At 63.1% G+C, this 13,038-nt stretch carries 13 protein-coding genes; 2 read left to right on the top strand and 11 right to left on the bottom strand.

Translation table 11 applies throughout. The features are described 5' to 3' along the window. Positions 1–213: 213 nt before the first annotated feature. The 3 genes from V6766_RS00750 to V6766_RS00740 are packed head-to-tail and all read right to left on the bottom strand — an operon-like array spanning position 214 to position 3,871. Positions 214–600 carry a hypothetical protein gene (locus tag V6766_RS00750; RefSeq protein WP_448462660.1) on the bottom strand — a complete coding sequence of 129 codons (387 nt, stop codon included), beginning with the start codon at positions 598–600 and terminating at the stop codon, positions 214–216. 55 nt (positions 601–655) lie between these two features. After that, positions 656–2,872, bottom strand: coding sequence for a primosomal protein N' (locus V6766_RS00745; RefSeq protein ID WP_448462658.1), 2,217 nt, complete (start codon positions 2,870–2,872; stop codon positions 656–658). Between the two features lie 57 nt (positions 2,873–2,929). Further along, positions 2,930–3,871: a GNAT family N-acetyltransferase gene (locus V6766_RS00740; RefSeq protein ID WP_448462656.1), complete on the bottom strand. Its 942-nt coding sequence runs from the start codon at positions 3,869–3,871 to the stop codon at positions 2,930–2,932. Positions 3,872–4,068: 197 nt separating this feature from the next. On the opposite strand from V6766_RS00740, the gene V6766_RS00735 reads away from it, so the two are divergent. Next, positions 4,069–5,004 (top strand): tyrosine recombinase XerC, encoded by a 936-nt coding sequence (locus tag V6766_RS00735; protein ID WP_448462654.1) that lies wholly within the window; start codon positions 4,069–4,071, stop codon positions 5,002–5,004. A 54-nt stretch (positions 5,005–5,058) separates the two neighbouring features. Here V6766_RS00735 and V6766_RS00730 read toward each other — a convergent pair whose 3' ends face one another. Together V6766_RS00730 and V6766_RS00725 are read right to left on the bottom strand one after the other, a co-directional pair. After that, positions 5,059–5,319 (bottom strand): hypothetical protein, encoded by a 261-nt coding sequence (locus V6766_RS00730; protein WP_448462652.1) that lies wholly within the window; start codon positions 5,317–5,319, stop codon positions 5,059–5,061. A 173-nt stretch (positions 5,320–5,492) separates the two neighbouring features. Then, positions 5,493–6,440, bottom strand: coding sequence for a DMT family transporter (locus V6766_RS00725; RefSeq protein WP_448462650.1), 948 nt, complete (start codon positions 6,438–6,440; stop codon positions 5,493–5,495). A gap of 134 nt (positions 6,441–6,574) precedes the next feature. Here V6766_RS00725 and V6766_RS00720 point away from each other — a divergent pair, with 134 nt between their 5' ends. After that, positions 6,575–6,718 carry a hypothetical protein gene (locus tag V6766_RS00720; RefSeq protein ID WP_448462648.1) on the top strand — a complete coding sequence of 48 codons (144 nt, stop codon included), beginning with the start codon at positions 6,575–6,577 and terminating at the stop codon, positions 6,716–6,718. A 41-nt stretch (positions 6,719–6,759) separates the two neighbouring features. Here V6766_RS00720 and V6766_RS00715 read toward each other — a convergent pair whose 3' ends face one another. From V6766_RS00715 to V6766_RS00690, 6 genes are all read right to left on the bottom strand, one after another. Continuing rightward, positions 6,760–7,842, bottom strand: coding sequence for an ABC transporter ATP-binding protein (locus V6766_RS00715; protein ID WP_448462646.1), 1,083 nt, complete (start codon positions 7,840–7,842; stop codon positions 6,760–6,762). Further along, positions 7,839–8,666 carry a carbohydrate ABC transporter permease gene (locus V6766_RS00710; RefSeq protein WP_448425965.1) on the bottom strand — a complete coding sequence of 276 codons (828 nt, stop codon included), beginning with the start codon at positions 8,664–8,666 and terminating at the stop codon, positions 7,839–7,841. The genes V6766_RS00715 and V6766_RS00710 overlap by 4 nt, the downstream gene beginning before the upstream one ends. Further along, positions 8,663–9,565, bottom strand: a complete 903-nt coding sequence (locus V6766_RS00705) for a carbohydrate ABC transporter permease (protein ID WP_448462644.1) — start codon at positions 9,563–9,565, stop codon at positions 8,663–8,665. Before V6766_RS00705 ends, V6766_RS00710 begins: the two co-directional genes overlap by 4 nt. 118 nt (positions 9,566–9,683) lie before the next feature. Beyond that, a complete protein-coding gene (locus V6766_RS00700; RefSeq protein WP_448462642.1) occupies positions 9,684–10,919 on the bottom strand; it encodes an ABC transporter substrate-binding protein in 1,236 nt (411 codons plus the stop codon). Between the two features lie 58 nt (positions 10,920–10,977). After that, on the bottom strand, positions 10,978–11,880 hold the full coding sequence (locus V6766_RS00695) for a sugar phosphate isomerase/epimerase family protein (RefSeq protein ID WP_448462640.1): 903 nt from the start codon (positions 11,878–11,880) through the stop codon (positions 10,978–10,980). A gap of 4 nt (positions 11,881–11,884) precedes the next feature. Continuing rightward, entirely contained in the window at positions 11,885–12,925 is a 1,041-nt protein-coding gene (locus V6766_RS00690; protein ID WP_448462638.1) for a Gfo/Idh/MocA family protein, read from the bottom strand. Positions 12,926–13,038: the final 113 nt, after the last annotated feature.

Here is a 13,038-nt window from a genome sequence, read left to right as displayed (position 1 = left end):
GTCCGTCTAGCACAGGTAATAGCGACTCGCAACACGATCAAAGCCCCTTTGAGGCATTGGCGCGCGTTTCTTGTCACAATCTCCGAAAAGCCCTGAAAAGACGAGATTTTACGGCAACTGACGAAGAGCGTTTATTCCCCGAAACGGGAAACCACGCCGGAGCGGCAGATCAAGGAGGCATTAGCGCCTCGCCTCCCGCCTCAACCGGTCGCGCTATGCCCAGCCAAGACCGTAGAGCAGCATGAACACGCCGGCCACCGCCTGGCAGGCAAGAAAGATGCCGCCCTTGATGGACCGGCTCTTGAGCGTCGCCATCCACAACAGCCGGGTCAGAAATCCGAATATCAGGGCGAGACCGAAGGTGCGGTAGATCATCGGCTGATCGAACAGCAGCGCCATCAGCGACATCGCCGCATAGGTGCCGCCGATCAGCGAACGGACATGGATGGTTTCGCCGTCTTCGACCTTGTGGCCCGAAAACCCGGTCAACACCATCAGGCGCAGCGGCGCCAGCGCCACGATCAGCCCCCAGATCAGGATCACCACCGCCATGAACAGGGCGACCTGACCCACGAAGCTATCCGGCCAATAGAAACTCATTACAAACCCTCCAGTATTGCGGGCCGCGCGCCCGCGCCCCTCTGGCTTTCATTATCTAGAGAAAGCTCTGCGGGTCAATGTCGACCTGCACCTTGACCGAGCCACGCGCCCTCGGCCCGCTTTCAAGCATCGCCGCCAGAAACGACTGCATGTCGTCACCTCGCGCGCCATGGACCAGCAGCCGAAAACGGTAGCGGCCGCGGATCAACGCAAGAGCCGCTTCCGCCGGGCCGAGGACGGAAATCGAGCGGCTCTGAGGGGCAGCGGCCCTGAGAGCGCGCGCATGCGCCTCGGCCTCGCCGCGCGTTTCCGCCGAAACGATCACCGAGGCGAGCCGTCCGAAAGGCGGCAGGCCGCTTTTCTCCCGCTCGCCGATCTCCCGGGTATAAAAGCCCTCCGCCTCGCCGGAGACGATCGCACGCATCACCGGATGCGCGGGCTGGTAGGTCTGGATCAGGCCGTGGCTCTTGAGCCCCGTGCGCCCTGCCCGGCCGGTCACCTGGGCCAGCAACTGGAAAGTTCGCTCCGCCGCGCGCGGATCGCCGTTTGCGAGCCCGATATCAGCGTCGACGACGCCGACGACCGTCATCAGCGGGAAATTATGCCCCTTCGCCACCAATTGCGTGCCGATAACGATATCCGCCTCGCCATTGGCCACCGCCTCCAACTCCAGCCTGAGCCGCTTGACCCCGCCGGACAGATCGGAGGAGAGAACGATGGTGCGCTTTTCCGGAAAATGATGCTCGACCTCCTCGGCAATGCGTTCGACCCCCGGCCCGCAGGCGACCAGGTGGTCGAGCGTACCGCATTCCGGGCACGCCTCGGGCACCGGCTCGGCATGTCCGCAATGGTGGCACATCAACTGTCCGCGAAACCGATGCACCACCAGCCAGCTCGAGCAATTGGGGCACTGGAAGCGGTGGCCGCAGACACGACACAGCGTGAGCGGCGCATAGCCCCGGCGATTGAGGAACAGCAGCGCCTGTTCGCCGCGCCCGACCGCGCTTTCCACAGCATTCAGCAGCACCGGCGACAGGAAGCCGCCGCGCGCCGGGGGATCGCGCCGCATGTCGATGGTCTTCAGATCCGGAAGCGCGGCCTCCGCGAACCGGCCCGGCAAATGCAGCCGGTCATAGCGGCCGGCAAGCGCGTTGACCTGGCTTTCGACCGAGGGCGTCGCCGAGGCAAGCACGGCTGGAATCTCGCCGATCCGGGCGCGCACGACGGCCATGTCGCGGGCATTGTAGAACACACGATCTTCCTGCTTGTAGGCGGTGTCGTGTTCCTCGTCGACCACGATCAGACCCAGATCCTCGAACGGCAGGAACAGCGCCGAGCGGGCGCCGGCAACCACCCGGATGCGCCCCTCCGCCGTCTGCCGCCAGACCTTTTCGCGCATGCGCGGCGCGAGATCGGAATGCCATTCGCCGGGCTTCGACCCGAAGCGGGCCTCGAAGCGCTCCAGAAACGCCGATGTGAGCGCGATTTCCGGCAGCAGGATCAGCACCTGTCGGCCCTGCCTCAGCGTTTCGGCGATCGCCTCGAAATAGACCTCGGTCTTGCCCGAACCGGTGACGCCGTCGATAAGGGTGACACCGAACCCCTGCCCGGCTGCGGACTTGAGCTTTTCTGCAGCGGCCTGCTGATCGGGAGACAATTCGGGCGGAGCGTAATCCGGGTCCGGCGCGCCGACGGCGGGCGGCGGCGGCAGAAACACGGTGTCGAATACGCCCTGCTTCATCATGGTCTCAACCACGCTGGCGCTGACGCCAGCAGCGCGCGCCAGCCCCAGCCGCGTCCAGGAAAAGCCGTCCGAGGCCAGTTCCAACACGCGCTCGCGCGCAGGCGTCATCCGCTCCGGCGTCGTGCCGGTCAGCCTGAGTCCCTCGACCATTGGCTCGGGCTCGAGCGCGGTTGGCGCACGCACCGCCATGCGCGCAACAAGACCCGGCGGCGTCAGCGTATAGCCCGCCACCCAGTTGATGAACTTCCGCATCGCCGGGCTGATCGGCGGGCAATCGAAAACGTGCTCGATTGGCCGCAGCTTCTTCGCGTCCACCGATCCGGCATCATCGCCTTCGTCCCAGACGATCCCGATCACCTTGCGCGGACCGACAGGCACCTGCACGACGGAGCCCGGCATCACCGCCATGCCCTCGGGCACGGCATAGGAATACGGCCCCGCCACCGGCAACGGCACCATCACGGGCACGCTGCGACGAAGGGCAGGCGCTACCGGCTTTCCGAAAAGATCGAACGAATCTGAGGTCATGACTGGCAAGATTGCCTGCCGATGGCTGGAAAGTGAAGCGGCAAGGCAGGATGCGGCTCAGGCCGCCCCTTCTTCTGCCGCGGTCTTGGGTTCGGCGGCCGGCAGCGCGAAGTCCGCATCCGGATCCTTCGCCAGCGCATGAACGGTGTGGTTTTCGAGCGCGGTCGTCACGTCGGCGGCGTCGCCGTTAAGTTCCTCCGGCATAATCATCTTGCCGATGGTGAAATCGAACCGGTCGCCCTTCTTGTTCAGAAGCTCGTGGAAAACCGTCATGTCGCGCAGTTCGGTCGACCATTTTGCGAACCAGTAGAACAGGCCGGAATTGCGCGCCTTCAGATGCACCGGCAGGATCGGCAGATTGTATTTGCGGGCAAAGCCGATCGCCGAATTCTTCCACGGCCGCTCGTTGAGCTTGCCCTCGGCCCAATAGGCGATGCGGCCGGAGGGAAACAGCACCATCGCCTTTTCCTGCTTGATCGCATCATTGGTGACCTGCAGGGTTTCTCGCGCCTTGAGCTTGCTCTTGAACTCTTCGCGCCACTCGACCGGGACGATCATCTCGACCAGGCGCGGATTGACGCGCACCGCATCGCGGTTGGCGAAGAACATCATGTCCGGGCGGCGATCCTTCAGAAGATCGAACACCGCCACGCCATCGGCGATGCCGGTCGGGTGGTTGGAAACCATGATGAAGCCGCCGGCTTCCGGAATCCGCTCGCGGCGCTGGCAGTGGATGTCCAGCGTCAGCTTTTCGGAGAGATAGTTGAAGACCCCGTAACCGTCCATCGACTGGGTCTCGGTGGCGAATTCGATCGCCTTGCCGTAACCGAGCAGGGAATAAAGGAAGGGCCGCATCACCGGCCAGAACGGGCTGTGGACGATTTTCTCGCCGCGCTCGGCGATCAGCGTATCGACGATATGGCCCGGCCGTCCCTGCGAGACAAGCGCCAGCGTCTCGGCAAAATGCGTCAAGGCAGATGAGGAATCACGGCGCGCCATATAAAGTCCCGTCAATGGTGGAAGGTCTATATCCCAACTCGATATGATAAGACAATGACACCCCCCCGCGAAGCATTAGGTTTTTTCTAACGCAATCTAGTGCAGGATTGTCCCCGAACAAGATTTCGTCAAGCGCCGAGGTCATGGCCCAGGCCGACCGGCGTGGATAAACACCTGTGGATGACGGCGAGCGATCGATGGAAAATGTGCTCATTCCGGCAGACGACGCCCTGATGGCGCTTCGGCGCGACTGGCTCGAAACGCTGGACAGCGAAAGGCGGCTCGCCGACCATACGATCAACGCCTATGAGCGCGATACGCGTCAGTTTTTGCAGTTCCTGTGCCGCCATGTGGCGCGGCCGGTGCGCCTTTCCGATATCGACGCGCTGCGGCCCGCCGATATCCGCGCCTATCTGGCATTTCGCCGCAAGGGCGGGGCGGAGGCGCGCACGCTCGGGCGCGATCTCGCCGGCATACGCTCGTTCCTGCGGTGGCTGGAAAAGCGCGGGCTCGCCAATGCCGCCGGCGTGCGCGCCATGCGGGCGCCGAAACAGCCGAAATCGCTGCCGAAACCCTTGAACGCCGAAGACGCCGTGGCGCTGTCGCGCGCCGACAGCCAACTTGCGGAAGAGCCGTGGATTGCGGCGCGCAATGCCGCCGTGTTCTGCCTGCTCTATGGCTGCGGGTTGCGCATTTCCGAAGCGCTGGGGCTGACGCCCGCCGATTTCGCCGGCGCGCCGGAAAGCCTCAGGATCACCGGCAAGGGGAACAAGACGCGGATCGTGCCGCTGCTGCCGGCGGCGCTTGCGGCGGTGGAAGACTATATTCGCCTTGCGCCCTATCATCTTGTCCCGGACGGCCCGCTGTTTCTCGGCGCGCGCGGCAAGAAGCTGCAAAGCGCGATCATCCAGCGCGAAATGCAGGCGATGCGCGGCGCGTTCGGCCTTTCCGACAAGGCGACGCCGCATGCGCTGCGCCACTCCTTCGCAACCCATCTGCTGGCCGCCGGCGGCGACCTGCGCACCATCCAGGAACTGCTCGGCCATGCCAGCCTGTCGACCACCCAGGTCTATACCGGCGTCGACACCGGCCGCCTGCTGGAAATCTACGACCGGGCCCACCCGCGCAAATGAAAGGCCCCGCGGCAATCGACCGCAGGGCTTGGATAACTCCAGCAGGACTTCTGGTCAGTTGTTGTTGATATAGCCGAGATCGATCAGCTTCGCCGTCCCGTCCGGCTGCACCTTGTAGGTCTTGGAGGCCGTCCAGCCGGACCCGCCGCTGACCTGGGTGGTGAAGACGGTGCCTGGCGCGGAGATGCGGGCGATCTCCTTGTCGGCGGTGGTCTGCTTCGCGCCGTACATGGTCGGGTTGAAGGGTTGGGCGGCCAGCGCCGCGCCGGAACCGATCATCAAGGTTCCGAGCGAAAGTGCAATGATCTTCTTCATGACAGTATTCCTCGGTTGTTGAGGCAGGCGGAGACAAACCTCCCGCCGCGGAGCGACTGACTACGCCCGATAATCGCTGCCGGAAAATGAATATTCTGTTATTTTAGCATAATTTCCAATATGTTACGGTAATTTAACCCGCATGAAAAACCGGCCATGATCACCGGCGGACGTCACTTCGCCGCAATCCGAGTGGGCGACGGTCTGCCGGCGCGGGCCCGAGGCGCGCGCGCCGCCGTGACTGCGGCCGCCAGGATAAGCGCCATTCCGGCCATTTCGATCGGGGACGGAATCTGCCCGAAAAATGCGACGCCCCAGACGGCGGCGAAAACCAGATAGGCATTGTCGAACAGGCCGATCACCGGCGCCGGCGCCATGCGATAGGCCCCGGCCACCGAAACCGTGATGATCATCAGGAACGTCGCGAGCAGGCCGAGCACCGCCCAGTCGACAGCGCCGAGCGCAGGCCAGACGCCGAAGATGAAACTGCCGTCGATGCCCGCCCCGGTCACCGAAAGTGCTGCGACAAGCCCGCCGCCGGCGACAACCAGCGCCACGTTGAGGTTGAACGCCATCGCCACCGGCTGCTCCGCCCGGCATCGGCTCCAGGTGATGATGGCGCTCATGGCGTAACACAGCGCCGCGAGCAGCGGCAGAACGACATAGGGCGATGGCGAGGCAGCCGTCGGGTTGACGGCCAGAAACACGCCCACCGCCCCGGCAACCACCGCCGCCGCCCTGCGCAATCCGAGCGGCTCGCCCAACACCACCCGCGAGAGCAGCGCCATCCAGAGCGGCGCGGTATAGTAACAGGCGGCGGCCAGCGCCAGCGGTATTTCAGGCAGCGCCGCATAGTAAAAGAACCACATCGCCACAAGGCAAAGGCTTCTGAGCGTAACCCATAGCGGACGGGCAGCACGCAGGCCCCTGCCCCGCGCCCACGCCCACAGGCAAAGGAGAAAGCCAGCGCCGAGCGAGCGCGTGAGGATCAGCTGACCGAGGCTGTAATGGGCCCCGGTCAACTTCACCAGAGCATCAGACAGTGACAGCAGCAGCACCGCAAAGGTGATCAGGGCAATGCCGGTGAACTGGCCGGACGCGTTCGTTTGTTCGGAAGACATTGCGGCACCAAAGCAGTTTTTACTTGTGGGCGGAAGTGAATTCCGGTGATGTATGCTTCAATACGCCTGATGGAACCGCGAATGCCGCCGAGCCGGCGCAAGCGGTAACTGCAAGTGGGGAGGGAAATACAACGGTGATCAGGTTCTGTCTCGCAGCCTTGCTGGCGCTTTCAACCACGACCGCCGCCTTCGCCCATGGCGGCGGCTGCCGCAAGAGCTCGCCGCCCGGCCAGTGCTGCCACATGGAGAAAAAGGTCGGCAAGGTTCACTGCCACTGAGGCGGACCCCGCGGCTCTCCAACCAAAACCTCCGCCGGCGGCTACCGGCTTTCGAAAGGCAGCCTCTCGCCGGTTTGCGCGTCGAAAAGGTGAAGCTGGGCGAGATCGAAGCCGACGCCGACGACATCGCCGGGCCTGACGTCTGTACGGCCATTCACAACCAGATTGAAATCCTCGGACCCTTCGGCTGCGAGATAAGTGCTGGAGCCGGTGCTTTCGACGGTCTCGACAGAGAATTTCAGCAGCGCCTCTTCATCGGCTACGAGACGCAGATGCTCCGGCCGCAGGCCAACGGTGACCGCACGCCCTTCCGGCAGGCCCGTTTCGACGGCAATGGTCTGCGGCCCGCCAAGCTCGAGCACAAGCGATCCGCCACCCTCTCCAATGCGCGCCGATACGAAATTCATCGCCGGCGAGCCGATGAAGCCGGCGACGAAACGGTTGACGGGGCGGTCGTAGAGTTCGAGCGGCGCGCCCTGCTGCTCGATGATGCCGGCGCGCATGACGACGACGTGATCGGCCATGGTCATCGCCTCAATCTGGTCGTGGGTCACATAGACCGATGTCGCGCCCAGCCTGTCGTGCAGCGCGCGGATTTCCTTGCGCATCTGGACCCTCAAGGCCGCATCGAGATTGGAGAGCGGCTCATCGAACAGGAAGGCCTTGGGATGACGGATGATCGCCCGGCTCATCGCCACGCGCTGGCGCTGCCCGCCCGACAATTCGCGCGGATAGCGCCCGAGTAGCTCCGAAAGCCCGGTTGTCGCCGCAACCTCTTCCGCCGCCTTCTTCGCCTCCGCCTTGGCGATGCCGCGAATCCGCAGGCTGTAGGTCAGGTTCTCCTCGACAGTCATATGCGGATAAAGCGCATAGGACTGGAACACCATGGCCAGATCGCGTTTGCGCGGCGGCACGTTGTTCATCGTCTCGCCGGCAATGGTCAGCGTGCCGCTGGAGATCTTCTCTAGGCCGGCGAGCGAGCGCAGCAGGGTCGACTTGCCGCAACCCGAAGGGCCGACCAGGGCGACGAAGGTGCCCTTGGGGATGCCGAGCTCGATGTCTTTCAGGGCGTGATAGGCGCCATAATGCTTATTCACGCCTTCGAACTGGATGTGATACGTCATTTGAGGGCTCCAGAGGTGAGGCCGGACACAATACGGCGTTGCAGAAGAACGAAAATGGCGAGGATCGGCGTTACGTAAATGGTCGCATAGGCCATGATCTTGTTCCACTCGGTGGTGTTCGGGCCCATGAAGCTGTTCAGGCCGACGCTGGCCGGCTGCAGCTCGGCGGCCTGGATCATCGACTTGGAATAGACGAACTCTCCGAAGGCCTGCATGAAGATCAGGATGGCGCTGACGAGGATGCCGTTACGCGCCAACGGCAGCACGATCCTGAAGAACGCGCCGATGCGGGAATTTCCGTCGACCATCGCCGCCTCCTCAAGCTCGATCGGCACGCTCATGAAGGTCGCGCGGACGAGGACGACGAAGAACGGCATGCTCTTGGCCGCGATCGCAAGGATCACCGCGAAGCGCGGAAAGTCGAGCAGCCCGACCTGCGAGAAGCCGACGAAGATCGGCGTGATCATCAGCGACGCCGGCAGGACCTGCAACAGAAGGATCAGGAACAGGCCGGCATCGACCCAGCCGCTGCGATAGCGGGCGAGCACATAGGCGCAGCCTACGCCGAGCGCCGCAATCAGCGCGACGGAGCCGGTGGCAATCACCAGCGAGTTCCAGAGATAGCGCGCCATGTTGCGGCTCGCCCAGACATCGCCATAGGTCGCCCACTGCGGATCGGAGGGCAGCAGGCGCGGCGGCGTGGCGAACATCGCCGAGCCGGTCTTCAGGCTGGTGACATACATCCAGTACAGCGGAAACAGGTAGATGACCGCCAGCATGATGGCGATGACGAGCATCAGGCGGTTGCGGGAGGTATCGCTCATCCTCTCACCTCATGGCGTGTGGAGCGGACATAGACCAGCGAGGCGAACATCACGAACACGATCATGATGACCGAAACCGTCGCGCCCTTGGCGAAATCATACTGGCGGAACGACAGATCCCAGGCCCAGTACTGGGCGACATTGGATGAATTGTTGGGCCCGCCGTCGGTGATGGCGGCAAACAGGTCGAACTGCTGCAGAGTGAAGATCAGACCGAGCGCCACGACCGCACCAATCGTCGAGCGCATCATCGGCAGCGTGATGGTCCAGAAGCGCTGGAAGACGTTGGCGCCGTCGAGTTCGGACGCCTCATAGAAATCGCGCGGGATCGAGGACAGCCCGACCGAAAGCAGGATCATGTTGAACGAGGTTCCAAGCCAGATATTGGCGAGAATGACCGCCCAGAGGGAATAGGACGGGTCCGAGCGCCAGTAGATATTGCCATCCGTGATGCCGGTCGCCGTCAGAAGGAAATTGAGAACGCCGTAATCCCCCGACAGGATCCAGTTCCAGATCGCGCCCACGACAAGGCCGGGCATGACCCAGGACACCAGAAACAGGCCGCGCAGCCAGGAGGCGCCCGGAAACTGGGTGCCGAAGAACAGCGCAAGGCCGAAGCCGAGCACGAACTGACCGGCAATGGAGGCAAGAACGAAGATCGCCGTGTTGAGGAGGATGCCGAAGGTTTCCGGCTGGCTGAAGAGATCGACATAGTTCCGGAAGCCCACAAACGGCCGCGCCAGCTGGCCCATGCTGAACATGTCGACTTCCTGGAAGCTCATCAGCACATTGTAGAGCAGCGGCAGGCCGGACAGCAGGAACAGGAAGGCGAGCGGCACGGCCACCAGCGTGATATCGAAGCCGCGACCATCGGTCAGGCTGGAAAGGATGCGTTTCATGTCTCCTCCGGCGTTGCCCGTAAAACCATCCGCCCCGCCGAAGCGGCGCGGATGGTCTCTCCGGGAGGAAAAGGTCCGGCGGCGCCTACCAAAGATCAGGGCCGCCGTCAGGCGAAGATTACCGGTCCGGGACGGCGGAAATCTTCTGGGCGGCCTGGTCCAGCGCGGCCTGCGGGTCCATCTGGCCCGTCAGCGTGGCCTGGATGGCGTCCTGGATCGCCTTGGAGATCTTCGGCCATTGCGGATGCGGGCCGCGCGGCTTGGCGTACTTCAACTGCTCCACGAACGTCGCCAGCGCCGCATCCTTCAGTTCATTGCCCGTCGGCGGGATCGTGATGTCGGAACGGGCCGGAATCTGACCGTATTTCTCGAACATCGTGTCGTCCTGCGAGACGAAATATTCCAGCACCTCGAAGGCTTCCTCCGGATGCTCGGTGCTGGAGAAGATCGCCCAGTTATAGTCGCCCATGGCCGAGGACCGCTCTGCGCCCTCTTCCGGAACGGGCAGCAGCGCCACGCCCCAGTCGAAATCGGCATCCGCGAGCATGCGGTCGATTTCCCACGGGCCGGAAATGGCCATGGCGGCATTGCCGGCATTGAAGGTCGCCGTTGCGTTCCACTGGCTGTTGGTCAGCGTATCGGGAGAAGCGAGCTTCTCGTCCATGATCTCTTTCCACGTCGCCAGCGCCTCGACCGCGCCTTCGGTGTTGATATTGTCATAGGTTGCACCGCCCATCTGCGCCCATGGCAGGAACTGGAACGTGCCCTCCTCGTTGGCCTTGGCCGAGAAGGCCAGACCATAGACGTTGTTTTCCGGATCGGTCAGCGTACGGGCGGTCTCGACAAGCTCGTCCCAGGTTTCGGGCGGCTGGTCGGGATCGAGACCGTGCTCGCGGAACATGTCCTTGTTGTAGTAGAGCGCGATCGTGTTGGTGGCCTTCGGCACGGCGTAGTACTTGCCGTCCCAGGTCGCCGATTCCAGCGGGCCGGGGAAGTAGTTCTCGGCATTGATGACATCCGAATTCGCGATCATGTCGGTGAGATCGAGAAAGGCGTCGCGCGAGGCGAACATCGCCGTGTTCGGATTGTCGATCGCGATGATGTCCGGCGCGTTGCCGGTCGCATAGGCGCGCATGGCCTCGCTGACGACGTCATCGAACTGGATCTCGCGATATTCGACATGGATGCCGTTATCGAGAGCGTTGAACTCCTTCACCAGATTGGGGGCCGGCTGGATATCCTTGTCCAGCGACCAGACGGTGATCGTCGTATCTTCGGCATAGGCAGCAACGGCAAAGGCCGATACGCCGGCAAGCGCGACGGCGCCTGCCATAAGGGTCTTGCGAATTGTCATTTTCTCTCCTCCTTGTGATTGTGCGCGTCATCCCGGCTCCCACGGCCGGAGAAGACGGCTATTGCGGATCGACGACGAACTCGCCGCCCCGGCAATTCTTCAGGTGGTTCAGCGCGTGAACCTGCCCCGTCATTTCCAGCTCATCGCGATAGACCGGGTCGTGCCAGCCCTCGATGTCGATCGATCCGGACCAGCCGGCGAGCCTCAGCTCGGAGATCACATCCGTCCAGTTGGTATCGCCGAAACCCGGCGAGCGCATGAACACGAAGGGATGCTTTCCGAAAACGCCATGCTCGCGGATCACCTCCCAGCGAATGGTGGCGTCCTTGCCATGCACGTGGAAGAATTTGTGCGCCCATTTGCGGATCTGCGGCAGCGGGTCGATGAGATAGACCATCTGGTGGCAGGGCTCCCATTCGAGCCCGATATTGTCGTCCGGCGTCTCGTTGAACATCAGCTCCCAGGCGTCGGGATTATGGGCGATGTTCCAGTCGCCGGTTTGCCAGTTGCCGTCCATGGCGCAGTTTTCGAAGGCGATCTTCACGCCCTTGTCGGCCGCGCGCTTGGCAAGCTCGCTCCAGATCTCGCGGTAGCGCGGCAGGCTGTCCGTCAGCGGCTTGTTGCGGATGCGGCCGGTAAAGCCGGCAACGCAGGTCGCGCCGAAATGGTGGGCGTTGTCGATGCAGTCCTTCCAGCCCTGCAGCGTGTCGCGGTCGATATCGGTGGTCTCAAGCGGATTGCCGAACATGCCGAGCGTCGAGATCGTGATGTCGCGGTCGCCGATGGCCTCGCGGCAACGCTTGCCGAGTTCGGCGAGGTCCTGGCCGCGGGTGGACTGCCAGAAGAACGGCTCGAAGCTTTCGAACCCCATATCGGCGACCTTGGCGATGCGCTCGGCCGCGCCGCCTTCCGTTGCCTTGATCATGGTGCCGATGCGGATCGCTTTTGCGGGATTGGTCACGAATTCATTCCTTTACTTGCAAATCGACGGGAAGGCCGGTGCGCGCGCTTTCGATCGCACCCATGACCATTGCGAGGCTCTTGATATTGTCATCGCTTGATGTTTCCGGGCGGGTCCCGTTCAGCACCGCCCGGACGAAATCGATCATCACGCTGGCGTGGCCATGAACCTCGCTCTCATCGGGAACCGGCGGCATGTCGAGCGCCGTGAAGCCGTTCAGAAGTCCCGGTTCCTTGCCGGCAATGGTGACATCGAAATCGCTGTCGCCATCCCAGGTGATCATGCCGCGCGAACCGACCAACCGCCAGCGCCCTTCCCAGCTTGTCGGGCGGCCTTCCGCGCACCACGAGCCGCGATAGGTCAGAACCGCATCGCCGGAGAGACGATAGATCGCATTCGCCGCCGCGCCATGGGTATACCAGGAGCCGGCCGGATTGGTCTCGACGCAGTAGACGGAGAGCGGCGTCGCGCCGGACACGAAGCGCGCCGCATCCAGCGTGTGGATGGCCATATCGAGCAGCAGCACATTGTCCATTGCCTCCCGGAAGCCGCCGAAATGCGGGCCGAGAAAGAAGTCACAGTGAACGCCGGTGAGGTCTCCGATCAGGCCATCCGCAACCGCGCGCCGCAACCGGCGGATGCCCGGAATGAAGCGCCGGTTCTGGACGATGGCGTGGATTTTCCCGGTCTCCGCCGCAAGCCGCACCAGATCGCGCGCCTCTTCCAGGGAGGCCGCAAGCGGCTTCTCGCTCAGCACATGGCAACCATGGCTGAGACCGGTCGCGGCAACGGAATGGCGCGCGGCGGGAATAACCACGTCGAACAGGATGTCGGCATCGCAACGCTGCAGCGTATCGGCCAGATCCGTGCCGATGATGATATCGCCGAGATCGAATTCGGCCGCCAGCGCTTCGGCGGTGGCGCGATCCAGATCGACGAGACCCACGAGATCGATCGCGTCGCGAAGCTCTTCATTTGCCTGCAGCGCGCGAAGCCAGCCCTTGGCCATGGCTCCGCATCCGCACAGGACGGCTTTCATTTTCACGTATTTCCTCCCTTCGGGCGGCTATTTCCTTCTCCATGCCGCCCGTAAACGTTTACGGGACTATGAACCTCTCAATGGATATGTCAATAGATTTTCCGTAATCGTTTACGAAA

This window comes from Martelella sp. AMO21009 (genome assembly GCF_053484295.1).
The sequence above is the reverse complement of the archived record's forward strand: the minus strand, read 5'-3'. Positions and strand labels throughout refer to the sequence as shown.

Bases quoted from the DNA above. Each gene is read 5' to 3' on its own strand.
- V6766_RS00750 (WP_448462660.1), bottom strand. From the start codon at position 600: ATGAGTTTCTATTGGCCGGATAGCTTCGTGGGTCAGGTCGCCCTGTTC.
- V6766_RS00745 (WP_448462658.1), bottom strand. From the start codon at position 2,872: ATGACCTCAGATTCGTTCGATCTTTTCGGAAAGCCGGTAGCGCCTGCC.
- V6766_RS00740 (WP_448462656.1), bottom strand. From the start codon at position 3,871: ATGGCGCGCCGTGATTCCTCATCTGCCTTGACGCATTTTGCCGAGACG.
- V6766_RS00735 (WP_448462654.1), top strand. From the start codon at position 4,069: ATGGAAAATGTGCTCATTCCGGCAGACGACGCCCTGATGGCGCTTCGG.
- V6766_RS00730 (WP_448462652.1), bottom strand. From the start codon at position 5,319: ATGAAGAAGATCATTGCACTTTCGCTCGGAACCTTGATGATCGGTTCC.
- V6766_RS00725 (WP_448462650.1), bottom strand. From the start codon at position 6,440: ATGTCTTCCGAACAAACGAACGCGTCCGGCCAGTTCACCGGCATTGCC.
- V6766_RS00715 (WP_448462646.1), bottom strand. From the start codon at position 7,842: ATGACGTATCACATCCAGTTCGAAGGCGTGAATAAGCATTATGGCGCC.
- V6766_RS00710 (WP_448425965.1), bottom strand. From the start codon at position 8,666: ATGAGCGATACCTCCCGCAACCGCCTGATGCTCGTCATCGCCATCATG.
- V6766_RS00705 (WP_448462644.1), bottom strand. From the start codon at position 9,565: ATGAAACGCATCCTTTCCAGCCTGACCGATGGTCGCGGCTTCGATATC.
- V6766_RS00700 (WP_448462642.1), bottom strand. From the start codon at position 10,919: ATGACAATTCGCAAGACCCTTATGGCAGGCGCCGTCGCGCTTGCCGGC.